The 23,100-nt window shown below is 54.5% G+C and carries 22 protein-coding genes; 4 read left to right on the top strand and 18 right to left on the bottom strand.

From position 1 onward, the window contains the following. Positions 1–366: 366 nt before the first annotated feature. The 11 genes from ACFPOF_RS00965 to ACFPOF_RS00915 form a co-directional block, all read right to left on the bottom strand. Positions 367–1,290 (bottom strand): N-acetylglucosamine kinase, encoded by a 924-nt coding sequence (locus tag ACFPOF_RS00965; RefSeq protein WP_378128718.1) that lies wholly within the window; start codon positions 1,288–1,290, stop codon positions 367–369. Positions 1,291–1,309: 19 nt separating this feature from the next. Further along, complete coding sequence (nagZ, locus tag ACFPOF_RS00960; RefSeq protein WP_378128716.1) at positions 1,310–2,869, bottom strand: beta-N-acetylhexosaminidase; 1,560 nt, start codon at positions 2,867–2,869, stop codon at positions 1,310–1,312. Between the two features lie 14 nt (positions 2,870–2,883). Next, positions 2,884–4,029 (bottom strand): exo-beta-N-acetylmuramidase NamZ family protein, encoded by a 1,146-nt coding sequence (locus ACFPOF_RS00955; protein WP_378128714.1) that lies wholly within the window; start codon positions 4,027–4,029, stop codon positions 2,884–2,886. After that, on the bottom strand, positions 4,029–4,730 hold the full coding sequence (locus ACFPOF_RS00950) for a PIG-L deacetylase family protein (protein ID WP_378128712.1): 702 nt from the start codon (positions 4,728–4,730) through the stop codon (positions 4,029–4,031). The genes ACFPOF_RS00955 and ACFPOF_RS00950 overlap by 1 nt, the downstream gene beginning before the upstream one ends. Then, entirely contained in the window at positions 4,727–5,701 is a 975-nt protein-coding gene (locus ACFPOF_RS00945; RefSeq protein ID WP_378128710.1) for a GNAT family N-acetyltransferase, read from the bottom strand. The genes ACFPOF_RS00950 and ACFPOF_RS00945 overlap by 4 nt, the downstream gene beginning before the upstream one ends. A gap of 33 nt (positions 5,702–5,734) precedes the next feature. After that, complete coding sequence (locus ACFPOF_RS00940) at positions 5,735–6,913, bottom strand: anhydro-N-acetylmuramic acid kinase (RefSeq protein WP_378128708.1); 1,179 nt, start codon at positions 6,911–6,913, stop codon at positions 5,735–5,737. 17 nt (positions 6,914–6,930) lie between these two features. Continuing rightward, the gene (locus ACFPOF_RS00935; RefSeq protein ID WP_378128706.1) at positions 6,931–7,791 is read right to left on the bottom strand and encodes a carbohydrate ABC transporter permease; all 861 of its coding nucleotides are present in this window, start codon (positions 7,789–7,791) and stop codon (positions 6,931–6,933) included. Positions 7,792–7,811: 20 nt separating this feature from the next. Next, entirely contained in the window at positions 7,812–8,714 is a 903-nt protein-coding gene (locus ACFPOF_RS00930) for a carbohydrate ABC transporter permease (protein ID WP_378128704.1), read from the bottom strand. A gap of 95 nt (positions 8,715–8,809) precedes the next feature. Next, positions 8,810–10,252 (bottom strand): ABC transporter substrate-binding protein, encoded by a 1,443-nt coding sequence (locus ACFPOF_RS00925; protein ID WP_378128702.1) that lies wholly within the window; start codon positions 10,250–10,252, stop codon positions 8,810–8,812. Positions 10,253–10,304: 52 nt separating this feature from the next. Continuing rightward, positions 10,305–11,219, bottom strand: a complete 915-nt coding sequence (murQ, locus tag ACFPOF_RS00920; RefSeq protein ID WP_378128700.1) for an N-acetylmuramic acid 6-phosphate etherase — start codon at positions 11,217–11,219, stop codon at positions 10,305–10,307. A 203-nt stretch (positions 11,220–11,422) separates the two neighbouring features. Then, entirely contained in the window at positions 11,423–12,286 is an 864-nt protein-coding gene (locus tag ACFPOF_RS00915; RefSeq protein ID WP_378128698.1) for a MurR/RpiR family transcriptional regulator, read from the bottom strand. A 251-nt stretch (positions 12,287–12,537) separates the two neighbouring features. Here ACFPOF_RS00915 and ACFPOF_RS00910 point away from each other — a divergent pair, with 251 nt between their 5' ends. Both ACFPOF_RS00910 and ACFPOF_RS00905 read left to right on the top strand, forming a co-directional pair. Continuing rightward, positions 12,538–13,845, top strand: coding sequence for a 6-phospho-beta-glucosidase (locus tag ACFPOF_RS00910; protein WP_378128696.1), 1,308 nt, complete (start codon positions 12,538–12,540; stop codon positions 13,843–13,845). Further along, positions 13,842–14,852, top strand: a complete 1,011-nt coding sequence (locus tag ACFPOF_RS00905; protein ID WP_378128694.1) for an N-acetylglucosamine kinase — start codon at positions 13,842–13,844, stop codon at positions 14,850–14,852. Before ACFPOF_RS00910 ends, ACFPOF_RS00905 begins: the two co-directional genes overlap by 4 nt. Before the next feature lie 133 nt (positions 14,853–14,985). Here ACFPOF_RS00905 and ACFPOF_RS00900 read toward each other — a convergent pair whose 3' ends face one another. From ACFPOF_RS00900 to ACFPOF_RS00870, 7 genes are all read right to left on the bottom strand, one after another. After that, entirely contained in the window at positions 14,986–15,360 is a 375-nt protein-coding gene (locus ACFPOF_RS00900; protein WP_378128692.1) for an RpnC/YadD family protein, read from the bottom strand. A gap of 49 nt (positions 15,361–15,409) precedes the next feature. After that, positions 15,410–15,844 (bottom strand): Rpn family recombination-promoting nuclease/putative transposase, encoded by a 435-nt coding sequence (locus ACFPOF_RS00895; RefSeq protein ID WP_378128690.1) that lies wholly within the window; start codon positions 15,842–15,844, stop codon positions 15,410–15,412. A gap of 140 nt (positions 15,845–15,984) precedes the next feature. Next, entirely contained in the window at positions 15,985–16,776 is a 792-nt protein-coding gene (locus tag ACFPOF_RS00890; protein ID WP_378128688.1) for an IclR family transcriptional regulator, read from the bottom strand. 34 nt (positions 16,777–16,810) lie between these two features. Next, the gene (locus ACFPOF_RS00885; RefSeq protein WP_378128686.1) at positions 16,811–18,130 is read right to left on the bottom strand and encodes an aspartate aminotransferase family protein; all 1,320 of its coding nucleotides are present in this window, start codon (positions 18,128–18,130) and stop codon (positions 16,811–16,813) included. Between the two features lie 24 nt (positions 18,131–18,154). Then, on the bottom strand, positions 18,155–19,636 hold the full coding sequence (locus ACFPOF_RS00880) for a M81 family metallopeptidase (protein ID WP_378128684.1): 1,482 nt from the start codon (positions 19,634–19,636) through the stop codon (positions 18,155–18,157). After that, positions 19,633–20,028, bottom strand: coding sequence for a RidA family protein (locus tag ACFPOF_RS00875; protein ID WP_378128682.1), 396 nt, complete (start codon positions 20,026–20,028; stop codon positions 19,633–19,635). The genes ACFPOF_RS00880 and ACFPOF_RS00875 overlap by 4 nt, the downstream gene beginning before the upstream one ends. A gap of 30 nt (positions 20,029–20,058) precedes the next feature. Continuing rightward, positions 20,059–20,976, bottom strand: coding sequence for a fumarylacetoacetate hydrolase family protein (locus ACFPOF_RS00870; protein ID WP_378128680.1), 918 nt, complete (start codon positions 20,974–20,976; stop codon positions 20,059–20,061). Between the two features lie 134 nt (positions 20,977–21,110). On the opposite strand from ACFPOF_RS00870, the gene ACFPOF_RS00865 reads away from it, so the two are divergent. Together ACFPOF_RS00865 and ACFPOF_RS00860 are read left to right on the top strand one after the other, a co-directional pair. After that, the gene (locus ACFPOF_RS00865; protein ID WP_378128678.1) at positions 21,111–21,866 is read left to right on the top strand and encodes an SDR family NAD(P)-dependent oxidoreductase; all 756 of its coding nucleotides are present in this window, start codon (positions 21,111–21,113) and stop codon (positions 21,864–21,866) included. Between the two features lie 45 nt (positions 21,867–21,911). Further along, the gene (locus tag ACFPOF_RS00860; RefSeq protein ID WP_378128676.1) at positions 21,912–23,090 is read left to right on the top strand and encodes an N-acetylglucosamine-6-phosphate deacetylase; all 1,179 of its coding nucleotides are present in this window, start codon (positions 21,912–21,914) and stop codon (positions 23,088–23,090) included. Positions 23,091–23,100: the final 10 nt, after the last annotated feature.

Below are 23,100 nucleotides of genomic sequence, written 5' to 3'. Positions count from 1 at the left end.
CTGTTTTCGCGCAGGGCAGGCAATCGCTTACGGAGCACACAAATCCCCAAGAGAGCGAGCATTTAGTTGGACTAAACACAACTACAGCGCACCTCAGTAACTCCGAGCAGCTATTTAGTTGGACCAAACACAACTGCAGCGCTCCGCAGCGACTCCGAGCAGGCATTTAGATGGACTAAACACAACTACAGCCCACCGCAGCGACTCCAGCAAGCATTTAGTTGGACTAAACACAACTACAGCCCACCGCAGCAACTCCGAGCAGCCATTTAGTTGGACTAAACACAACTACAGTGCACGCTGGACGTCACGATCGCAATCGGCAGTAAGCCTTCTGGAAGTGAGTGTAGACGCCCGCTGCTCTCGCTAAGCCTGCGCCTTCGCCATCTCTTGCAGCGCCATCAAGACCGCGCCTCCGGACGCATCATCGGGAGCCTGCACGCACCGCATCCTCGGATACGCGCGCCCGAGCCTTTCCTCGAACTCACCTCTCACGAAGGCGTTCTTGAGCAGCACGCTTCCGGCCAGCGCCAGCTTGCCTTCCCGCATGTCGAGACGCTCCGCCACGGGGATGACCAGTTCGAGCAAGGAGGCGGCGCTTTGACGCGCGATCGCCAAAGCCGCTTCGTCTCCCGCCTCGCAGGCATCCGTCAGAATCGGTGCCAGCGACGCAATATCTTTCTTATTCTTGCTCGGATCGTGCACGAATTCGATGATCTGCCGGATCGAGTCCATCCGCAGTCGCTTGTACACGAGTTCGGTGATTACCGTCGGAGAAATGCGCCCGTCGTTCGCCTTCGCGACCGCGGCGAGCAAGCTGCGGCCGATGCTGTAGCCGCTTCCCTCGTCGTCGATGAGATGGCCGCAGCCGCCCGCACGGTGAGAAAGCCCGGACTCCGCTTGTCCGTAACAGATGGAACCCGTGCCGGCGATCAGAATGATGCCGTACGGACTTTCCAGCGCGCCGCACAGCGCCGTGACGTGGTCGCCAGTTATCGTCAATCCGCCCGCAAAGCCGTGTTCTCTGACGTTCGCCGTCAACCGATCGCGAACGGCCGGATTGCTAATGCCCGCGGCCCCGATGACGATATGCGCGCAGTGCTCCAGCCCGCCGCACGCCCGGCCGATCTCCGCCATCATATGCCGGAAGCTGTCCCGAATGCTTGCTTCGTCCTGGCCGTTATAATTGATGGCGCCGGAGGTAAAAGCATGAATCTTCCGGCCATGTTCGTCGGCGATGGTCACCGCCGTTTTCGTGCCGCCGCCGTCCAATCCCGCCACGTATTTCATCGTTGCCACATCCCCGTTCTCAGCATGTGAGAGGCAGCCTACCCGTCGGCTCGATTTCTCCGCTCAATACCCGGATTAATGAGCCGATGGCAAGCGGCGTATATTCGAACGCCGCCAATCCATACGCTTCCCCTTCCAGCAGTTCCAAATCGTAAGGCTTGCCGAGCGCGACTGCCGTCACCTGATGACCATTCGCGATGAGGCGATTCGCAAGTTTCAATTGCCCGGCGTTCTCGCGTCCATTGTACAACCCGACAACGACATGGGCGAAGCCTTCCGCTTGTCGCAGCGTTCGTTCGATCTCCTCGTCATCCGGATCGATGCTAACGATGGCGTAAGAAGACTCGAAAGCTTCTCCCATCGCCGCCGGAAAGCTGACGTTTTTCTTCACGCTGCTGGATGCCTGATCCGTACGGTATGCATGGCTGCCGACGAAGAACGTGTTCCCCGCCCCTTTGCGAACGGTAGGTATCGGCAAGCTGCCGCGCAACAGACAGATGCTCTCCCGGCTCATCGCTTCGGCAGCCTCCCGGTGCGAGTCGCAGCCGACGACGGATAGCTCCGCAGGCGCGATCGCGCCGTATTTCTTCTTATAATAAAGGACTTTCTCCAGCGCTTCGTCAAGCTCGGCTTCAGTCAGTTCTCCCTCGACGACGGCTTGCTCGATCCGATTTACCGCTTCGATCGCAAGCTCCGCCGAATGACTGACGAAAACCAGGTGAACGCCGGCCCGAAGCGCTCCGACCGCTCCGTTCGCGGTGCCGTAATGCTTCCGAATCGCGTCCATCTCCAGGCAATCGGAGACGACAAGCCCTTCGTACCCCAGTTGCTTCTTCAGCAAATCCGTAACGATCGTCCGCGACATCGTCGCGGGCACTTTGTCCCGCTCGATCAGCGGGAACAAAATATGCGACGTCATGACGCCTTCGGCACCCGCGGCGATTGCGGCGCGGAACGGCTTCAGCTCCAGCTCCGACAGTTGCTCGACCGTTTTCTCGATGACGGGCAGCCCGAGATGCGAATCGACCGCCGTGTCGCCGTGGCCGGGAAAATGCTTGACCGCCGTCAGCACGCCGCCGTCCATAAGCCCTTTCATCATCGGGACGCCGAAGCGCTCAACCGTCTCCGCCGTATCCCCGTAGGAGCGCACGTTAATGACCGGATTGAGTGGATTGTTATTGATGTCCAGCACCGGAGCGAGGTTGAAGTTGATGCCGAGCGCCCGTAGCTCGCGAGCCGTAATGCGCCCAGCCTCGTAAGCATTGTCCGGCTTGCCGGTCGAGGCGATCGCCATCGCGCCCGGCACGTTCGTCGCTTCGTCCGGCAGCCGGGTCACCCGACCGCCTTCTTGGTCGATGGAGATGAGCGCCGGATAACCTGTATGCTCGGATATCGTTTGCTGCAGTTCTTCGCACAAAGCGCGAAGCTGCCGTTTATTTTCGACGTTATGCGAGAACAGAATGACGTTCCCGATTTTGTACTCGGCGATCAAGCGTTTCGCATCATCGGTCATATGAGGCGCGGCAAACCCGACGACGATCAACTGGCCGATTTTCTCTCTTAACGACAGATGGTTCATGATTCGCCACTCCATTAATATAGATGATACTGTTGCTTTCTGGCCGCGAATGCTTCGCTCTCCGCACGGAATCGCTCTAGCATGGCCTCGACGTCGGGCGACTCCGCCCGATAGATCGAATCGCCGCCGAGCAAATCGATGAACGGTCTGGAACCTTCCTTCAGCGGCGGCAAAAACGCGAAACCTTCAACGTTTTCCTTGATCACATACATTAACCGAACGCCCGTTTCCACGGCCTGAACGGCGCGCGGGTTGGTCACATGGATTTGCACGCCGCCGCACAGCTGCCCTTGATGCTTCGACGTCGTCGGCTTAAAGAAAGCCGGGCGAAACCGCACGCCAGGCAGCTTCTGCGCGTTCATTAAGTCCGCCAGCTTCTGCCCGTCGATGAACGGAGCGCCGACCATCTCGAAAGGTAGCGTCGTACCCCTGCCTTCGGAAACGTTCGTCCCTTCGAACAAGCAGGTACCTCCGTAAAGCAGCGCCGTTTCGTAACGCGGCACGCCGAGGGATGGCAGCACCCATAGCCTTTTCGTATCGGGAAAATGCATCGAACGCTCCCAACCCGTGCAGCGGACGACATGCAGCTCGCCGTTCCAACCCTTCTCTTCGTTCGCCATGAGCGCGACTTCACCGGCCGTCAATCCGTACCGGACGCTTAGCGGGTAGTTGCCGACGAACGATTCGTAGCCCGGCTTCAGCACGTTGCCTTCGACTGTGACGCCGTCCAGTGGATTGATCCGGTCAAGCACGACGAATTCTTTGCCTGCCTTGGCGCAATCTTCAAGCGCGTACAGCATCGTATAAATAAACGTATAATAGCGGACGCCCACGTCTTGAATGTCGTAGACGATCAGGTCGACCAAATCCAGCATTTCCGGCGTCAGCCGCTTCGAATCTTTGCGGTACAAGCTGTACACCGGCACGCCGGTTTGCGGATCGACGTACGTATCGACCATGCCGCCTGCCTCTTGATCACCGCGAACGCCGTGCTCCGGAGAGAACATCGCGACAAGATTGACGCTGTCGCGCAAAATCTGAATCGTAGAGACGAAGTCGCGGTCGAGCCCCGTCGGAGACGTAATGAGTCCTATTCGTTTTCCTTCAAATAGAGAAGCGTATTCTCCGATGCGATCGATCCCGTTAAATACCGTTGCCATTACAGTTGATCCTTCAGCAACCGCTTTGTCTCTTCCGGAACCATGAACGTTTCCGCGTATTGCTTCCTGGCTTCAATGCCGCGAACGCGGGCGAGGTGCTTATAGTATTCCATGTACGGGAACGATTTGCTGCCGGTAACGAACCAATGCAGCGACAACGCTTTAATCCACAGATCGTAGGCTTCCTGGGAGAAATCGACGTACACGTACGGGCGGTAGTCGACCGCGTCTTCCCAGTTCTCGGCGTAATAAAGCGTGCCTGCAAAGTGCGCGGGCAGATCCCGTTTCATGGCCGCGAGACCGGCGAAAAACCGCGCGTCGTTCACGATGCGGTGGGTCGTCATATGGTCCTTGTGCATGCTGTTCTTGAAGTGGGTGATGATGACGTTCGGCTTCACTTCGCGAATGACGTCGCACACGCGGTAACGCATTTCCTCGCTGTCCTGCAGCTCCCCATCGGGTATTTCGAACACGATCGATTCCCCGCCGAGCAGCTCCGCGAATTGCGCGGCTTCCCTGACCTTCTGCGCTCGGTATTCCCCGACATCCTGCCCGGCGGGAACGCCGCGTTCGCCCGCGGTCAGCGCAAGCGTCACGATTTTGTCGCCTTTCAGCGCATGGCTGGCCAACGCGCCGCCCGCCGTCAATTCCATGTCCCCTACATGTCCGCCGATCGCCAATATCGTCATTTTCTCGCTCATCGTTCTAGCTCCTTCCGCATGATCGCGAATTGTTTAACCGTCCGAAATCCGGCTTTTTCGTAAATTCCCTTCGCGGGATTCTTTACGCCTGTATATAAGGACATATACTCCGTCCCGATGTTCTTGAACGCTTCGCATAACTTAAAGAACAAAATGCTGCCGAGCCCATGACCTTCGTGATCCGGATGTACGCCGATGCCGGCGAAATAGCCGCGGCCGTTGTCCTGGCGGATGACGGGGCCGGCAAACCCGGCCGCTTCCCCCGCGCGAACGGCAATGACGACAGGCACGCCTTTGGCCGCGCAGCGCGTAATTTCCCTGGTCCACAGCTCGTTGTTCAACCCCGTGAGCATCTCGCCAAGCCCGGTATGTTTGCCCGAGTCGAACAACGCGACTTCGTAACCGTCCGTCCTAATCTTCTCTTCCTTCGCGCGAATCTCGTCCGGAATCGAAAAACCGGCCAAATGAAGATACATCGCGTTTTCGATCGCCCGGTCGGCATAGCCTTCACTGCGCAAAAACGAATGCAAAGGAGCGCCGACGGGAACGCCGGGCGCGTTGTTGTGTTCGTGCTTCGGCGTATCCGGAATATACCAAGGCAGCATCATCGGGTTGAAAAACAACACGTCCGCCTGCTTCTTGCCCTTACTCCGAAACCGCGCTTCAAGCGCCTGCAGCAGCATCCTGAACGTCCGATCGCTTCGGTGCGCGCTTGCGATCACGATGCAGGTGATGTACCCGGCAACGTCGCCAAGCGGCAGGTCGTCCCCTGTGCAGCCGCAGGCAAAACCGACCACCCGATCGGACGCCAGCAAGACGAACGTATTCTCCTTGTCGAAATACGGATTGGACAAAAAAATCAGATCGAAGCTTGCACGATCGAGCTCCTTGTAATCCTCCTTGACGGCTTCCTCGTTCCAAAGCGAAACGATGCCGTCGGTATAAAGCGTCTCGAACGTCGCGATTTCCATGTCGCCGTCACCAACCTTGAACGAATCTAGTAGCTAGTAAGATATTTTCCCGAGCACCGCCGCCCGCCTCGCGCCAGTAACGCTTGGCAGATTGTTCGGCAATCCGGCGAGCGCGTAATCCGCCAGCAGGGCGAACGCGACCGCTTCCTTGGCATCGCTGTTAAGGCCGATGTCTTCTTGCAAGAGCACTTGCACGCCCATCGGTTCCATTTCCTGCTTGAGGAAAGCGACGAGAGTCGGATTGTAGCTGCCTCCGCCGCCGACGATCAGCGCGTCCGCCGCATGCCGGGGTTGAACGAATCGCCGGTAGGCGTCCCCGATCGACCATGCCGTCAGCTTCGTCACGGTCGCGACGACGTCTTTCGATCGAAGCCCATGTTGCTCCCGATACGCGAGCAGACGATCGACGTAGGCGGCGCCGAAGCGCTCTCTTCCCGTCGATTTGGGCAAAGGCAATTCGTAATACTCTTCCTGCTGCAAGAGGCGAAGCAGCTCTTCGTCCACGGTGCCGGAACGCGCGATTTGCCCGCCGGCGTCCATCTTGCGTCCCCCGCCGTACAAACGCGAGACGACGCCGTCGATGATCATGTTGCCCGGCCCCGTATCGAACGCGAATACTTCATCGGGCAAACAGCCGGCAGGCAGGACGGTCATATTGCCGATCCCGCCTATATTCTGAAGAAGCAGCGTCCGCTCGTCCTCGCGATAAAGCAGCCACTCCGTGAACGGAACGAGCGGCGCCCCCTGCCCGCCCGCGGCCATATCGGCCGCTCGAAAATCGGACACGCACGGAATGCCGGTTCTTGCCGCGATAACGGACCCTTCCCCGATCTGGACCGTATATCGAAGGTCCCGTCCATTCTCGGGATACGCCTCCGGCGCATGGTAGATCGTCTGGCCATGCGAACCGACGACCGCGATCTCTTTCGAATCGAGACCCGCCTTGGCGATCACCGATAGCGCCGCATCGGCATATAGCTCGCCAAGCCGAACGTTCATCCGTCCAACCCGGTCAATGGTCGCCAGTCGCGGATCGAACAGCTCGAAGATTTCGTTCCGGACGCTCTCCGGATAAGCGGAATTCTCAAAAGCAAGCAAGCGGACGGAAGGCCGGTCTCCTTCGCCGGCAATTTCGACGACCGCCGCGTCGATGCCGTCCACTGACGTGCCCGACATTAGACCGACGGCATAGCGGCGACGGTTTGCTGGCATATACTTGTTATCCATGCTCAACCTTTAACCGCGCCGACGGTCACGCCTTCAAGGAAGTACTTTTGCAAGCTGAAGAACAGGACGAACATCGGCAACGCGGATATCGTCGCGCCCGCCATCATTGGGGCGAAGTAAGTCGTGTTCGCGAATCGGAAGTTTTTCAAACCGACTTGGATCGTCTGCATATCCATCGTGTTCGTCACGAGGAACGGCCAGAAGAACGTATTCCAGTTGTCCATGAACGTCAGAATCGCCATGACGGCCAGCACCGTTTTCGATAACGGCAAAATAATTCTCCAATAAATCTGGAACTGGCTCGCTCCTTCCATCTTCCCGCTCTCGATGATCTCCTTCGGAATGGAGCTCATGAACTGCTTCGCCAAGAAGATGTTATAGACGGTCACCAAGCTAGGCATGATCAACGCGCTATACGTGTTCTCCATATGAAAAATGTTGACGATGAGAATATACAAAGGCACCTGCGTCACTTGATACGGGATCATCATTGCAACGAGCAGCAGCGTAAACAAGAACGAGCGGCCTTTGAACTGGATTTTGGAGAACGCGTAACCCGCCATGCTGGCGAACACGACGTTCGTAATCATGACGCTGCCCGCCACGATCAGCGAGTTCAGCAGCCAGCGATATGAATATTGGCTATAGTCGAAGAAAAATTTATAGGACGCGAACGAGATTTTGTGCGGGAAGAGCGAATAGTTCATCGCGCCGGCTTCGACCGGATCCCCGAAGGACGAAATGAGCATGAAATAGATCGGGAACAGCGTCGCCAAGGCGAAGAGAACGAGCAACAAGATAATGATCCCGTTGCGAAAGTATTTGGCCGTTTTATTTCCTGCGTGTTCTTTATACAGCGCCATATGCAGCGAACCTCCTTTCCCTAGTACTCCACTTCTTTACCGAAGAATTTGAATTGGGCGAGCGATACGCCCGCGATCAGAATAGCCAATACCAATGATTGCGCCGCGGCCTTGCCGAATTCAAAATATTTGAACGCGTTATTGAAGATCAGCAAGCCGACCATCGTCGTCGCGTTGTCTGGACCGCCTCCCGTCATCATATAGGCGTTCTGGAACACTTGGAAGGAACCGATGACGCCGGTGACGAGCAGAAACAGCGTGGTGGGCTTCAAGCACGGAATGACGATGTACCGCAGCTTCTGCAGGAAGGACGCGCCGTCCAGATCCGCCGCTTCGTAATAACTCGTATCGATGCCGAGAAGCGCCGCCAAGTAGATGATGATGCTCGTGCCGTGGCTGGAGAGCCATGCCATGAAGACGAGCGAGAACATCGCCGTGCTGCTGGAACCGAGCCAATTCTCGTTGCTCAAGCCGAACGCGCCGATCAGCTTGTTCAGTATGCCGGAAGGCATCGGATCGAAGATCCAGAGCCATACGACGGATAACGCGACGCCGGACGCGACCGCCGGCAAATAATAAACGGCTTTGAAAGTCGTCTGCATCCATTTTTTAAGGGGTAAAATCAAGATGGCCACGGCGAACGACAATAATAACGCGACGGGCACCGTTAAGACCGTATATACAATCGTGTTGCGAATCGACTTCCAGAATAACGCGTCTTGAAACGTGTTGGCGTAATTATCGAACCCGATGAAACTGGAACCGAGCGGTTTGTATTCTTGAAGGCTGATAACGAAGGCGCTTGCGACCGGATAAGCCGTAAACAGCGCGAAGACGACCAGCGCGACGGCGATGAACGCGTACCCCCAGCCCCCGTCGCCTCTGATCTTCCGCCTTTTGATCGGTCTGGCGGATTGGGTCATGGACAACACCTCTTTCAACAATCAATGATCGTGCCGAAAATGAGATCGGATAGCCGCGGCGTGGTTCCGCGCGACTATCCGAACCGAATACATGATTAGTCTTGTACGACGCCTTCCGCTCCGAACGCATCGATCGCCGCTTTCTTCACCGCTTCATACATCGCTTCCGGCTTGATCTCGCCGGCCAGCAACGCTTGCAGCTTAGGAATGATGACTTCGTCTTCGAGTTTGATCGCTTTCGCGCCCAATTCGACCGGGATGTCCGGACGAGCTTCGGCCGCATGGGACAACAGGACTTCGACTGCCGCTACGTTGTCGGGATTGCGGTTAACGGTCATGCTTGCGGCGGCTTCTTTGCCGGATTTCGTAATATGCGCGACGAACAGATCGTTGTTGGTCGTTGCCGCGACTTTGCCGCTTGCGAGGAAGTAAGCCGCCTTGACGACGTTCGCTTTGTGCTCGGCGGTCGGCTCCTTCTTGCCGCGGAACGTCACGTATCCGTCGACCGCAACGCTCGTCACGGGCTGTTGTCCAAGGAAAGATGGAACAGGCAATACGATATAATCCGCTTTGATGCTTCCTTTTACGGCGCTGCCATCGTTGGCGTCGATTTTGGCATTGTTCTTGTTCGCCGAGTTTTCGAATGTTGCCAGACCTTTGCCCGTAATCATCGTCTGGCCGGTCAAGAACATGTTCCAGCGTTTGCCCGCGTCGACGGAGCTCAATTCCTTAGGCATCGAACCGTCGTCGATCAGTTGGCGGACGTCCTTCAGCACTTCCAGGTAGTTTTTGCTCGTGTATGCGTATTTCAGATCCTTCGTGAACGGCGAAGGCATGCCCGCGTTTTTCACGAGGATGTTCAGATAGTCTTTCGAAGCGACGCCTGCGGTCGCGAACACGAAACCGTAACGGGTCGTGTTCCCTTCTTTCTTGACGCCTTTCTTGATGGCTTCGCGGAATTCGTCATACGTCCAACCGTTTTTCTGAACGTTTTTGTAGTCGATGCCCGCTTCTTCAAGAAACGCCTTGTTGCCGCCCAGCGCGTGAGCCTCCATGTAAGCCGGGAAGCCGTAAATGCCTTTGCCGTTCTTCATATATTCAAACGGCTTCGCATCGAAATCGTTGATCATATCCGGCGTAGCCGTGTCGGAGATATCCATCAGCATGCCTTGTTGAACGTATTTGGAGATGCCGTCAGCGCCGATGAACGCGATGTCCGGCGGGCTGCCCGCATTGACTTGAGTATCCAGCTTCTGGGTCATGTCTTCCCAGCTCGCGGGTTCGATTTTCAAAGTCAGGTTAGGATAAAGGGCGTTGAAGTCCTTCGCCATTTGCTCGAAATTATCTTGGTAGGTCGAGGATACCGGCGGCAGAAGCGCGGTAATCGTGTCCTTCGCCGCGGAAGTTCCGCCGGAAGCACCCGGCGTGCCGCTCGGGCTTGCGTTATTGCCGTTGTTGTTGGACGAACATGCGGCAAGCGATGCCGCGGATAAACTCAAAGCCAGAACGGATGCCAATACGCGCGTTTTTCTTTTCATAAGAATAATCCTCCTCGAAGATTCAGCATTATCGTTTCCTAATCCTTGCGGGTTAATCGACTTTCGTAACGTTTCGTATTGCCGCTTTCAATTTGCCGTCGTGACGTTCCAGCTCTTCCTCGGCTTCCTTCGCATCCAATCCGGTGACGATCATCATGATCGCCAGCTTACAGTTCATGGACGCCTTCTCCAGGTAACGGACCGCCGTGTCGGAATCGACGCCCGTCGCCGTGCGCACGATTCGGATCGCACGGTCGTTCAGCTTGTTGTTGCTCGCCTTCAGGTCGACCATCAGGTTGTTGTAGGTTTTCCCCAGCTTCACCATGGTGCCGGTCGTAAGCATGTTGAGCACCAGCTTCTGCGCCGTGCCTGCTTTCATCCGGGTGGAGCCCATGATGACTTCCGGCCCGACGACGGGCGCGATGCACACTTGGCTAACGCTTTCCAACTTGGAATTTTTGTTGTTCACCACGCTGATCGTTGCGGCGCCCAGCTCGGCGGCTCTTTTCAAGCCGGCGATGACGAAGCTCGCGCTTCCGCTCGCCGATATGCCGATGACCGCGTCTTTAGCCGTAACTCCGCAACGGTCGATTAACGCAACCCCCTCTTCCTCATTGTCCTCGAAACCTTCGACAGCGACCCTTAACGCGATGTCCCCGCCCGCGATGTGACCTTGCACTTGCGAAGGATCGGTTCCGAACGTTGGCGGGCATTCCGATGCGTCGAGCACCCCTAATCTTCCGGAAGTGCCGGCGCCGATATAGAACATTCTGCCGCCATTCTTCAGCAACCGGTGCAATATATCAACCGCTTTCACGATTTGCGGAATTTCCGCGGCTACAGCGGCCGGAACCTTGGCGTCTTCACGATTCAGAAGCCGAAGCATCTCCTCCGTCGTGCATTCATCGATCATCTGGGTGTCTTGGTTAATCTCCTCTGTCGTTAGTCCAGCCAGATATTCGTTCATTTCCATTCTCCTACCCTGTTTCGTGTTGTCAGTCTCGCTAACACACTCCTTTATTTCACACCCCCATCTTACTCTCGGCGCATTCGGATCGTCAATAGATTCTGAAATAAAATTTTATTGTAAAATTAATATTTGTTTTTTTATTTTGGAAATCGACAAAAAAAGAGACATGAGCCACCTAGCATGCCCATGCCCATATCCTTCTATTTCCGATGCTTGCTCGCAAGGATATTATGCGTCTTGGTTAAGTACTTCTTCACGTTCTGGTACTCGGCGCTTGCCACCCCGGCGAACAGAATGTCTATTATCGTGAGCATCGCGATCCGCGATCCCATGGCGCCGCTCCTGAAAGTCAATTCCGGCGTCGAGATGCTTAGCAGAATATCGGATTTCTCCGCAAGCTCGCTCTTATTGTACTTCGTGATGGCGATCGTCGTGACGCCGTTCTTCTTCACGAGCTCCAGCGCTTCGATGATCTCCACCGTATCCCCGGAGTTCGAGACGAAGATCGCGACGTCGCCTTTGCCAAGCAGCGTGCCCGCGGTGAGCTGGCTATGGCCGTCGGTATAGGCATGGCACATCTTGTTGATCCGCGAGAACTTCTGCTCCCCGTCCCTGCAGACGATGCCCGAAGCCCCGATGCCGAAAAACACGATGCGAGTGCTGGCGCGAAGCACCTTCACGGCGCGGGCGACCTCGTTCCGATCGATAACGCTAAGCGTGTCTTCGATCGACTTCATATTGTTAAGCGAGACGTTGGAGATAATGATGGACAGATCGTCGCCAGGCTGAATGTCGGTATACTGGTCCTTCTGATCTTCGTCCCGCGAACCGAGAGAGGCGGAGATGCTGACGATAAAGCTGCGATAGCCGCTGTAGCCCAACGTTTTACAAAACCGAAGCACGGACGCGTCGCTCGTTTTGCTCATCTGGGCGAGACTCTTGATCGAAAGATGGGGAACCTCGTCCGTGTTCTCCAAAATATACTCGGCCACCAATTTCTCGACGGGAGTCATGCTGTCCTTCATGTCCCGGATTTTGATCAATATATTATCGTTTATCGCCATGATTCTTCCCTACTCGCCCAAATTTGTCCATCCTTTTGCACCTTTATCTTAAGCGCATCGCCGCAAAAACACAAGGAAAGACTGCGACTTGACTCGGAATGCCGATCAGTCGTTTCGGAAATTTAATTTCAAAATTTTAATTCATAGTGAAATTTTAATTCTATATTTTATTGTTACCATTACCCGATGGTGCTATAATCATTTCACGTAGAAAACGCAATTCACGACACAAGGAACAGAGGGTGGAACGCATGGCCAAGGACAGTATCAAAATCGCGATTATCGGTTCGGGCAGCACGTATACGCCGGAATTGATCGAAGGCATGATCAGACGCAAAAACGTTCTCCCCATCGGAGAACTCGTGCTGATGGATATCGACGAAAGAAAGCTCCGGGTCGTCGGAGAACTCTGCGAAAGGATGATCCGAGCCGCGGACGTCCCGTGCAAGGTCGTTATGACGCAGGACTTGGACGAGGCGCTGCGCGGCGCCGACTTCGTGCTCGGGCAAATCCGCGTCGGCAAGCTGCCCGCTCGCGTGCTGGACGAGAAAATTCCGCTCAAATACGGCCTGATCGGGCAAGAGACTTGCGGCATCGGCGGTTTCTTCAAGGCGATGCGCACGATTCCCGTCATGCTTCATATCGCCGAGCGCATGAAGGAGCTATGTCCGGACGCCTGGCTGATCAACTTCTCCAATCCGGCCGGCATTAACACGGAAGCGATTTTGAACCATACCGGCGTGAAAATGATGGGCTTGTGCAACGTTCCTTACAACATGTTCAAGAGCATTCGCGAGTCGCTGCAGCTTGACTGGCCGCGAATCGAATACGTCGGCCTGAACCATCTGAGCTGGATTACGGCCATCGAGCAGGACGGCAAAGACTATTTGAAAACCGCGCTGGACATGGGCCTGAACAGCGAAGCGATGAAAAACATTCCTTCGAGCGGCTTCAGCAAAGAGCTGATCCAGATGGTCGGAGCGATTCCTTCTTCCTATCTGGAGTATTACTACTTCAAGAATAAGAAGCTGAAGATCGTGCAAGAGACCGAGCTGTCGCGCGGCGAGAAATGCATCCAGATCGAGGAGGATCTGCTCGGCATCTATGCCGACTCCAAGCTTCACACGAAGCCGGAGCTCCTCTCTTCCCGCGGGGGCGCCAACTACTCCGAAGTGGCGATCAGTCTGGTCGACGCGATCTATAACGACAAGCAAGAAATTCACGTCGTTAACGTTCTGAACAATGGCGCGCTCGACTTCATGGAGGACACGGACGCCGTCGAAGTCTGCTGCGTCGTCGGCAAAGACGGGGCCAAGCCGATCAAGCTCGAAGGCTTCGATAACCGCCATATTATCGATTACATGCGGATGGTGAAAGCCTACGAACGCGAAACTGTCGCCGCTGCCGTGTCCGGCAGCGAAGACGCCGCGATGCGTGCGCTTCTGATGAACCCGCTCGTAGGCGATTACGATGCCGCGTACGGCGCGTTCCAAGAATTGAAGGAAGCTCACCGAGCTTATTTGCCTCAATTTTTTAAGGAAGAAGCGAACGCTAAATGACGCGAACCCACATCATCGGGGTGGACGGCGGAAACAGCAAAACCGATTATTTCTTATTCGATATCGAAGGCCGTTTCGTCGACCGCATCCGAGCCGGGACCTGCAGCCATGAGCGGTTCGCCGACGGCTATGCCAGCAGCTACCGCGTCATGGACGACAATGTGCGGCTGCTGCTCGAACGCAATCGGTTATCGATCCGCGATATCGCCGCGGGCGCCTTCGGCTTGGCCGGCGCGGACCTTCCTTCCCAGAAGGAGCAGCTCTGCCAGGTCGTCGAGCGTCTCGGGTTTACGAACTACGCGCTGGACAACGACTCCTTCCTCGGCATCAAAGCGGGCAGCGAGAAAGGCTTCGGCATCTGCTCCATCAACGGCTCCGGCACCGTCGCCGGCGGCATCTCCCCGAGCGGCCGCCGCCTTCAGATCGGCGGCGTAGGAAGCGAGATTGCCGGGGATGAAGCCGGCGGGTACTTTTATGCCAGGAAGGTGCTGCGCACCGTATACGACTCCTTCTATCGGATGGGCCAGGCGACCCGAATGGCGGAGCCGGTCATGGAACTGCTCGGCGTACCGGACAAAGCGTCTTTCATCGATTACGCGGTAAACGGCGTTCTTCAGCGGACGTTGCCGAATACGGAACTGATGCGGATTCTGTTTGCGGCCGCGGACGACGGAGACGCCGCCGCGGTCGAGCTGATCGATGCTTCCGCGTTACAGTTAGCCCGTACCACGGCAGGCTGCATGCACAACCTGGACTTCGGCGAGGAAGTCGATATCATTCTTGCCGGCTCCGTCTGGATCAAAGCGGAGAGCCCGCTCCTATTCGATCGGTATCGGCAGCACGTTTCCGAATTGACCGGACACGGTCGTCGTTGCCGCTTCATCAAGCTGCAAGTCCCGCCCGCGACCGGGGCCGTGCTATGGGCGTTGGAACTCGCCCTCGGGCGCCCCGTCGAACCGGATATTCGCCAAAAGGTCATCACCGGCGTCGAAAGCTCATTAGCATAAAACGAAAGCATTCCCTTCGCATCGGATGGATTTAGCGAAGGGAATGCTTTTTTAATGTACGGCATATCATGCAGCTTCTATCGGATAGGTCGAGAATGTGAAAGAGTCGGGTTCCTTCGCTATTGTCAATAACCTACTGCTTTCCAAGCTCCTTAACCTCGTCGATAGAAATCTCTAACGTCTCCGCCAGCTGTTCCGGAGTAAACCCTTTACGCAGAAACTTCTGGATGATTAGCTTTTTACTTTTTTCCTCACCTTGTTCAATGCCCTGTCCAATCCCCTTCTCAATTCCTTGCACAATTCCTTGTTCAATGCCCTTCTCAATTCCCTCTTCATATGCCACGCGCGCAAATCCCGGCATCAACTTCATGAACCTTTCCCCTTCCTCCGGATATTCTTTGCTTATTTCATGCAAAATCTCCTGATCACGCTTGATATCCAATTCGAAATATAAATCGGCTACAGACATAATGAGCGCCAATCGCGCATCATCCAGCTTGTTCTGCAACCGCAAAATCATTCGCAAGTATGCGGTTCTTACTTCTCGTTCTTCTTTCTTAATTATAGCCCATCTTTAACGTATCCGGTTCCTTCCGTACGTCATCCGCGGAAAAAATCGCAATTGGGATCATGAGTTTGTATGTTTTGCGATATTTCTCAAAGAGGCGACTGAAGTAAATAAACATCCTTTCGTTGAAGTCGCTTTGATTGTAAGATTGCGGTTCCATGTGGACGAGGATAAATGCGTCTAGCAATTTGTACCTTGTTTCGATAAGCAAGTCGAGGCTGCGCGACTCTTGACCGACAATGTCGACCAGCAGTTCCTGCATAAGTAGTCGCGTGTGCGTATGGTCCAACAGCTTGTCCAGCTCCGGGAAAAATAAAGCGATAAACTCTGCGAAAAACGTCTGCAGCAGCTTCTTGAACGCCTCGTCATGCGGGGTTGGCGTTTTCTTGGCCTCTTCCTCACCTTGCTTGTTTTTCTCTCCCAATCGTTTCCCTCCTCGGGTCTCGCAAAAACAAAACGCCGTCCAACTCTCCCTCCCGGGAGAATCAGACGGCGTATGCTTTACGACCGTTTGTTATCATTTGTTTGGATCATATCACACTTGGGCTGGCTTTGGTAGAGTCGTTATGTCCCCGCCAAGTACCCAAGCTTCTGTGAAGCGATCGAAGCCGCCTCGCGAACGTGCTGCGAGATTTCCGGAAGCAGCTCTTCCTTGAACCTGTGCATCGCGCCGGAGACGCTGATCGCGCCGATAGGCCGACGATGCATATCGAACACAGGCGCCGCCACGCAGCGGGCTCCTTCAACGATTTCTTCGTCGTCCAGCGCATAGCCTTGCTTGCGAATATGCCCAAGCTCTGATAATAATTGCTCCACTGTACGAATCGTATTGTGCGTGATGGCCGGCAGGCCCCACATATTGACCAATTCTCGCACCGCAGTCTCCGGAATAAACGCGGCAATGGCTTTCCCCATCGCTGTGGCATGGAAGGGCGAGCGTGATCCGATCGTATCCGTCATCCGCAGCGCATGCGTGCTTTCAACGATTTCGATATACAACACTTGATTATCGATTAAGACGCCCAAGTTGACGGTATCGCCATATCGCTCGGACAGTCGCTTCATTTCCGCTAATGCGGCCGTACGGAGTGTGTTGCGTTCGAGTAAATTTCGGGTCAGCATAAGCTGTTTGTATCCAAGGCAGTATTTGCCGTCTTCATCGCTGCGGCTGATGAACCCCCGATTTTCCAAGGTAAGAATAATGCGGAAGGTGGATGATTTGGGCTGCTCGAGCAGATTGGTAATTTCGATCAAACTGAGCGAACCGTGCTCCGCGAGCAGTTCGAGCAAATCAAGCGCCTTATCGATCGATTGGATCGTATACCGCTCATTTTTAGCCTCAATTTCTTTACTCAACTGACAACACCCTCCGTTTGCCGCGTCCTTATGATCAATGTGCCAATTGGGACAAAGCGCGGTCTACTGCTTGCAATGTAGCTTCGATGTCCTCTTCGGTATGAACGGTAGAGATATACCATAGTCCGCTTGGGCGCACAAGCACGCCTTCCTCAAGCATCAATTCCGCAAACCTGCCGTACTTGGCCGCATCGCGTTTGTTAAAGGTCTCGAAGTCTTCGACCTGCTTCTCCTCGGTAAACATAAAGTGGAAGACCGGGCCCGCCTGATTAATAAGTCCTTGTATGCCGTGCTTATCCAATAGCTCGCGAATTCCGGCTACTAGCCTGTCGAACAGTCGTTCCATTCGTGGATAGATGCTTCCGTTGTCTTTGCCTAGCTCGTTCAGAACGGCGAGCGCTGCGGAGGTGGCGGCACAATTACCGTTTAATGTGCCGAGATGCCCAACAGTGCCATTCTCAATCAACGCCATGATATCGGCTTTGCCGGCAACGGCGCTAATGGCAAAACCTCCGCCCAACGCCTTGCCGATCGTCACCAGGTCCGGTTTCAAGCCCAGTTTGCCGTGAGCCCCGCTAAGACCGAGCCGGAATCCGGTAATGACTTCATCCATAATCATAACGATGCCATTTTGCTCCGTCAATTCACGTATGCGTTCCAAGTACCCGGCCTTCGGCTGAATACAACCGTTATTGCACATAATCGGTTCGGTAATCACCGCCGCTATGCTGTCTTTCTCCTTGGCAACGAGTTCTTCGAAAGCTTCAATATCATTCCAGGGCAACATGATAATATCCTGAAGGCTGTTCTCGCTCTGACCTCCGGTTCCGGGAGTCGCGAAAGCCGCGGAGCTGCGGACCGATGCCGATTGCTTCATATCCGGACTCGGGAAAGAAGTGAATATCGCATCGGACCAGCCGTGGAAATGGCCGTGAAACCGGATGACTTTCGTTTTGCCGGTAAAAGCTCTGGACAATCGGAGCGCCAGCATGACGGCTTCGGTACCCGAGCCGCTTAGCGCGACTTTGTCGGCGCACGGAAGCAGCTCTGTAAGCAGCTTAGCCAGCTTAATCTCTCCATCATGCTGTAATCCGTAAGTGACGCCGCGCTTCGTCGCTTCATTCATCGCTTCCGCCATCGCCGGATGGGCATGCCCAAGGATGAGCGGGCCGTAGGCAAGCAAGTAATCGATATATTCGTTGCCGTCGACGTCACGCACGCGGGAACCGCTTCCCGCTTCAACGAATAGCGGCACCGGCTTCATAGATGCTCGAAGCGTCGACGCTACGCCTCCCGCCAAATACTTTTTGGATTCAAGCATCAATTGTTTGGATTTCTCTACGTTTAATGACATCAGCAATCCCTCCTGATTAACAATTCATCCTATAAATCTTGGTTGAGGCACGGGATCAAAAGGATAGATCGGCTTTAATACGCGCTCGTAATGAAAATGCTGAAGATTGGCGCTGCAACAGCCTGGAGTATCTACGTATATGACGCGCTTGGCGAATGCTCCGAATGCGGTTTGCCACGCGATCGCGGATTTGACGACGATGATTTTGAAGTCATCAGGCCAAAGTCCGGCATAGCGAATATGGCCAAGATCCCACGGCGCCACGCGCTTCTCCGTTATCACAATCGTTAATTGTCCGCACTCGACGACTGCCGTTCTGCCCATAAAAGCAAGCTGTCCGGTCATATAAGAGCCGACATGGCGATACTGGCCATCGAACAACAAACGGATTTGTCCGCTTACTTCTACCGGCTCGCCATGCAACCGGTCGCTCTTGCCGCCGATCCGACCATGGAAGGTCGAGCCGACGCCGAGCTCGAAAGCGATGCTTGCCGCTTCCTCATCCCTGATGACGATTAGTGCCTTCTCCTGGATACCGACCAAGTGCCGGAGAGTATGAGTAGCGTCTGCGGGAGCTCCGCCTCCGACATTATCGGAACCCTCCACAAGAATAACGGGTCCCGACGCTTCAGCAAGTGCCGCTGCGACAGCTTCTTCAGGGGGCAGATGGTCGATGCCGAAACTTTCTTTCATGTCCATCGTGAGTTGCACCAGTTCGGATGCATAGCGATCCGCCAGTTGCTGATCGTTATCGGCGGTTACGATAAAAGACATTCCCGCATCCGGGACATCGCTGTACGGAAATCCTCCTGCGACGGTAACGTTCAATATGTGCGGATCGGATTCGATCTCGAAGGCGCGGTCCATGATTGTTTTCATACTGCCGGTTTCGGTCATCATCGCTTGCGGGACGACGAGCATGCCTGTGTGACCATAGGAACGAGTAGGATTGATTTCTTTCCGTATATATTGAACAAGCAGATCGAACGCTTCTTCCGCTCTTTCGTGCATATCGACATGAGGGTAGGTGTCGTACCCGACGACGATATCGGCAAGCTGAATCATATCTTTGCTGACATTCCCGTGAAGATCGATGGTCATCGCAATCGGCAGCTCGTCACCAAGCTTTGCCCGCAGCCGTCTGAGGCATTCGCCTTCCATATCGTCGTACTGCTCCGACACCATCGCTCCGTGCATGATCAGCACGAGGCCGGATATATCACGGTCAATGGAATGGACAACATTGTCGATCAAGACATCTGCGGCCGTCGATTCCACCATCCCGCTTGGCGTCGCTGCCGTATATAAGCCGGGAGTTAGCTGCACGCCATGCCTCTTGGCCGCATCGATAACGCCGCCCATTGAAGTGCGGGTGCCGCCATAGCGAAGGAGAAAGGCGTCAAGTCCCTTGACGCTCTCGCTCTTGAAATGCTCAAGTCCGGTCATTCCGGGAGCAAATGTATTCGTTTCATGGAGAATGCCGGCAACCGCAATTTTCAAGGTCATTCGGTCTCACCCCGTATCGAGCGGGCGTAGGCGACCACATCGATCTCGACCAAATAATCGCCAATGCCGCTTTGCACCGAGGTGCGCGCAGGGAATGGCCGTTTCATGATTTTCTCATACGTTTGGTTGTAGCCGGGGAAGTCTTCCATACGCGATAGGATTGCGTTTGTCTTCACGACATGATCGAGCGTCAAGCCAGCAGCGGCCAGTATCGTTTCGATATTGCGCAAGACCTGCTCCGTTTGTTCCTCAATCGTATTGCCGACTACCTGGCGCGTCTTGGGATCAACGCCAACTTGGCCTGAGACGTACACGAAATCGCCGGCTCGCAGTGCTTGCGAGAACGGAAGGGGGAATTCAGGCGCGTCGCTTGTATGGATTTGTTTTGACATCGTTGATCTCTCCATTACATTTGATTTGAGTTATAGATTTACTTCCGCGATCATGCGATTGGTCAACTTGCCCAGCTTCTCAATTTCTACGGTAACAATATCGCCGTTCTTCAGCCATACTTGCTTATCTTCAGAGTACCCTAGCACTACGCCTTCCGGCGTTCCAGTCAGAATGATATCCCCGGGCACAAGCGTCATATACTGCGAAATGTAGCTGACAATCTCGTCGCAATGGAAAATCATATCGGCCGTATTCGAGTTTTGTCTGATCTCTTCGTTGACGGTGCAGCGGATTTCCAGATCATTCGGATTTCCTACTTCATCGGCGGTGACCAGATAAGGACCCAGCGGGCTGAAGCCGTCGCAGGACTTGCCAGTCAACCATTGCGAAGTGCGAAGCTGCAAGTCGCGGGCGGACAAGTCGTTGACGCAAGCGTAACCGAATACGTAATCAAGCGCGTTTTCTTTGCTCACGTACTTGGCTTCTTTGCCGATGACGATGACAAGCTCCGCTTCGTAGTCCACTTTCGTAGACACCTTAGGCAGAGTCACATCATGCCCATGTCCGCTCAACGTGTTGTTGAATTTGTTAAAAAGAATCGGGAACTGCGGAATCGGCGAATTCGTTTCTTCCGCGTGCTTGCGGTAGTTAAGTCCGACACAAATGATTTTGTTCGGATGCGTGACACAAGGTCCCAGTATAAGATCCGCTTCGTTCAGGAATAGCGCGGAATGGTCTGAAGATTGGAGAGCTTGATTGACAAGCCTGCTCAGCTTGGCTACCGCTTCTTCCCCGCCCGCGATCGCTTCCATGGCAGTTGCGGCGATGTTGCTCGTAACGTCCAGACTTCCTAACGTTTCAATCGCTTGCTCGACATGAAGTATGCCAAGTGACGTCGCGATTCCAAGCTTCTGCCGACCTTCTTGAATAAACGTTAATAACTTCATAGCAACCTCCTGTTTGTCAAATTTCGAAGTTAGATTTTCTTTGATATTTTGAAACCAAGGTTTTATAATGTAAAACATACCATACCCTTTTGGGGCTGTAAATCCTATTTGTTTCGTCGTTCAGGAGGGGACTCATGCGATTATTGAATCAACATGCTCTCGTAACAGGCGCTTCCAGCGGTATTGGTCAGGCCATTGCGTACAGATTTGCTCGCGAAGGCGCAAGGGTGACAGTAGCGGGAAATGAAGCGAAAGCTTTAGCGGAAACGGTGCAGACCATTATTACTTCCGGAGGAGAGGCGATTGCGGTAGAGACCGATGTTCGGAGCAAAGCGGACATTGAGAGGATGGTAGCAAAGGCAATTGCGGCGTTCGGGCCAATCGATACGCTGATCAATAGCGCCGGCGTATGTAAGCCGGCCCCTTTCCTTGAAATCGAGGAAGCGGATTGGGATTTGCATCTCGATATTAATTTGAAGGGGACGTTCCTGAGCGCTCAGGCTGTCGCCAAAGAAATGTCCAAGCGGGGCAGCGGCTCGATTATTCATATATCCAGCGTAAACGGCTTGGCAGCCGAAGCGGATCAGGTACATTACAACGCTTCTAAAGCCGGAATCAACTCTCTCACGATGTCTATGGCGCTGGAGTTGGCACCGTTAGGCATTCGGGTGAACGGCATTTGTCCGGGCTTTATTCATACGAGGCTGACGAAGCCGTTAATCGATAATCCGCAGGCAATAGAGCCTTATTTGAAGACGATTCCAATGGGCAGGGTCGGACTTCCCGAGGAAATTGCCGCCGCTGCATTGTTCCTTGCTTCGGATGATTCTACTTACATGACGGGGCATTCGATGGTCGTTGACGGCGGGCAGTTTATCAAGTTGTCTTAAAAGTTAGTTGCGTAATCATTGATATCCATGGGAGGAAGTACGAGGATGAAAGTTATCGTTAACGCAACGGTTGTTACACCGCATGGCCTGATCAACGACGGGACCGTCTGGATCGAACAGGGGCGAATTGTTTGTTGCGGTGCGGCGCGCGAACTGCCTCCGCCGCCTGCAGATGCGGAGCTGGTTGATGCCGAAGGGCTGTATGTGGCTCCGGGCTTTGTCGACATTCATTGCCACGGCGGCGGAGGCCATTGGTCTTATGAGAATCCTGCGGCCTTTGCACGCTTTCACCTGAAATACGGCACTACATCGATTTTGCCAACCTTCTCCTACAATGAAACGGAAGAGCAAATCATCGAGGGGCTGCGCAAAGTGCTGCAAGCACAGGCAGATATAGAGGCGTATGGCCGCGCGATCGCCGGCATTCATATGGAGGGGCCTTACATTAATCCGAAGTACGGGGCGATCACTTCCCCTATTCGTCCGGTGAATCCCGCGGAGTATCGGAAAATTCTCGACATGGCGGGAGAGCAGATCAAAGTGTGGACGCTGGCACCCGAGCTGGAAGGCCAGCAACTGTTCATGGAGGAGGCCTCGCGCCATGGCATCGCCTTCTCGGTCGGGCACTCGGAAGCCGCAGCTGAAACGGTGTTGGACAGTGTGCGGCACGGTCTTCGCATTGGTTGTCACTGTACGAATGCGAGCGGTACGACTCCATCTCCTTCCCGCTATGCCGGAACGAGGGAGGTTGGTGTCGATGAGGCGGTTCTGCTCAGCGACGATATTTATGCCGAGGTTATCGCCGATCGCGAAGGCCGTCACGTTCGTCCGCTGATGCTCCAGTTTATTTTGAAAGCGAAAGGTGTAGACAAAGTCATCATTATTACGGATGCGATGGACGGAACCGGCACGAAGGACGCTTCCGTCGATGTCAATCTGATCGAGAAAAACGAGTTTTCCCCTCCTCAGGAGGCGGATTATATGTTAGGCGGCAGCCTGCTTACGATGGATCGCGCCGCATACAATATGAAGGTTCATACAGGTGCCGACATCGTGGATTTGTTTAAAATGGCTGCCCTGAACCCGGCGAAGGTGATCGGCATCGATCACGAAACGGGAAGTGTGGAAGCTGGGAAACGGGCAAATTTGCTTTTTGTAACCGAAGATATTCAGATCCGCAAAGTGTTCCTCGATGGCGAAGTTGTACATATTTACAATCGGTGAGGAGTGATAC

The sequence above is a fragment of the Cohnella soli genome (assembly GCF_042655525.1).
Taxonomy (GTDB): domain Bacteria; phylum Bacillota; class Bacilli; order Paenibacillales; family Paenibacillaceae; genus Cohnella; species Cohnella soli.
This window is presented reverse-complemented; position numbering and strand designations above follow the sequence as displayed.

Excerpts from the sequence above, each read along its gene's own strand:
- ACFPOF_RS00965 (WP_378128718.1), bottom strand. The coding sequence starts at position 1,290 with ATGAAATACGTGGCGGGATTGGACGGCGGCGGCACGAAAACGGCGGTG.
- nagZ (WP_378128716.1), bottom strand. The coding sequence starts at position 2,869 with ATGAACCATCTGTCGTTAAGAGAGAAAATCGGCCAGTTGATCGTCGTC.
- ACFPOF_RS00955 (WP_378128714.1), bottom strand. The coding sequence starts at position 4,029 with ATGGCAACGGTATTTAACGGGATCGATCGCATCGGAGAATACGCTTCT.
- ACFPOF_RS00950 (WP_378128712.1), bottom strand. The coding sequence starts at position 4,730 with ATGAGCGAGAAAATGACGATATTGGCGATCGGCGGACATGTAGGGGAC.
- ACFPOF_RS00945 (WP_378128710.1), bottom strand. The coding sequence starts at position 5,701 with ATGGAAATCGCGACGTTCGAGACGCTTTATACCGACGGCATCGTTTCG.
- ACFPOF_RS00940 (WP_378128708.1), bottom strand. The coding sequence starts at position 6,913 with ATGCCAGCAAACCGTCGCCGCTATGCCGTCGGTCTAATGTCGGGCACG.
- ACFPOF_RS00935 (WP_378128706.1), bottom strand. The coding sequence starts at position 7,791 with ATGGCGCTGTATAAAGAACACGCAGGAAATAAAACGGCCAAATACTTT.
- ACFPOF_RS00930 (WP_378128704.1), bottom strand. The coding sequence starts at position 8,714 with ATGACCCAATCCGCCAGACCGATCAAAAGGCGGAAGATCAGAGGCGAC.
- ACFPOF_RS00925 (WP_378128702.1), bottom strand. The coding sequence starts at position 10,252 with ATGAAAAGAAAAACGCGCGTATTGGCATCCGTTCTGGCTTTGAGTTTA.
- murQ (WP_378128700.1), bottom strand. The coding sequence starts at position 11,219 with ATGAACGAATATCTGGCTGGACTAACGACAGAGGAGATTAACCAAGAC.
- ACFPOF_RS00915 (WP_378128698.1), bottom strand. The coding sequence starts at position 12,286 with ATGGCGATAAACGATAATATATTGATCAAAATCCGGGACATGAAGGAC.
- ACFPOF_RS00910 (WP_378128696.1), top strand. The coding sequence starts at position 12,538 with ATGGCCAAGGACAGTATCAAAATCGCGATTATCGGTTCGGGCAGCACG.
- ACFPOF_RS00905 (WP_378128694.1), top strand. The coding sequence starts at position 13,842 with ATGACGCGAACCCACATCATCGGGGTGGACGGCGGAAACAGCAAAACC.
- ACFPOF_RS00885 (WP_378128686.1), bottom strand. The coding sequence starts at position 18,130 with ATGTCATTAAACGTAGAGAAATCCAAACAATTGATGCTTGAATCCAAA.
- ACFPOF_RS00880 (WP_378128684.1), bottom strand. The coding sequence starts at position 19,636 with ATGACCTTGAAAATTGCGGTTGCCGGCATTCTCCATGAAACGAATACA.
- ACFPOF_RS00875 (WP_378128682.1), bottom strand. The coding sequence starts at position 20,028 with ATGTCAAAACAAATCCATACAAGCGACGCGCCTGAATTCCCCCTTCCG.
- ACFPOF_RS00870 (WP_378128680.1), bottom strand. The coding sequence starts at position 20,976 with ATGAAGTTATTAACGTTTATTCAAGAAGGTCGGCAGAAGCTTGGAATC.
- ACFPOF_RS00865 (WP_378128678.1), top strand. The coding sequence starts at position 21,111 with ATGCGATTATTGAATCAACATGCTCTCGTAACAGGCGCTTCCAGCGGT.
- ACFPOF_RS00860 (WP_378128676.1), top strand. The coding sequence starts at position 21,912 with ATGAAAGTTATCGTTAACGCAACGGTTGTTACACCGCATGGCCTGATC.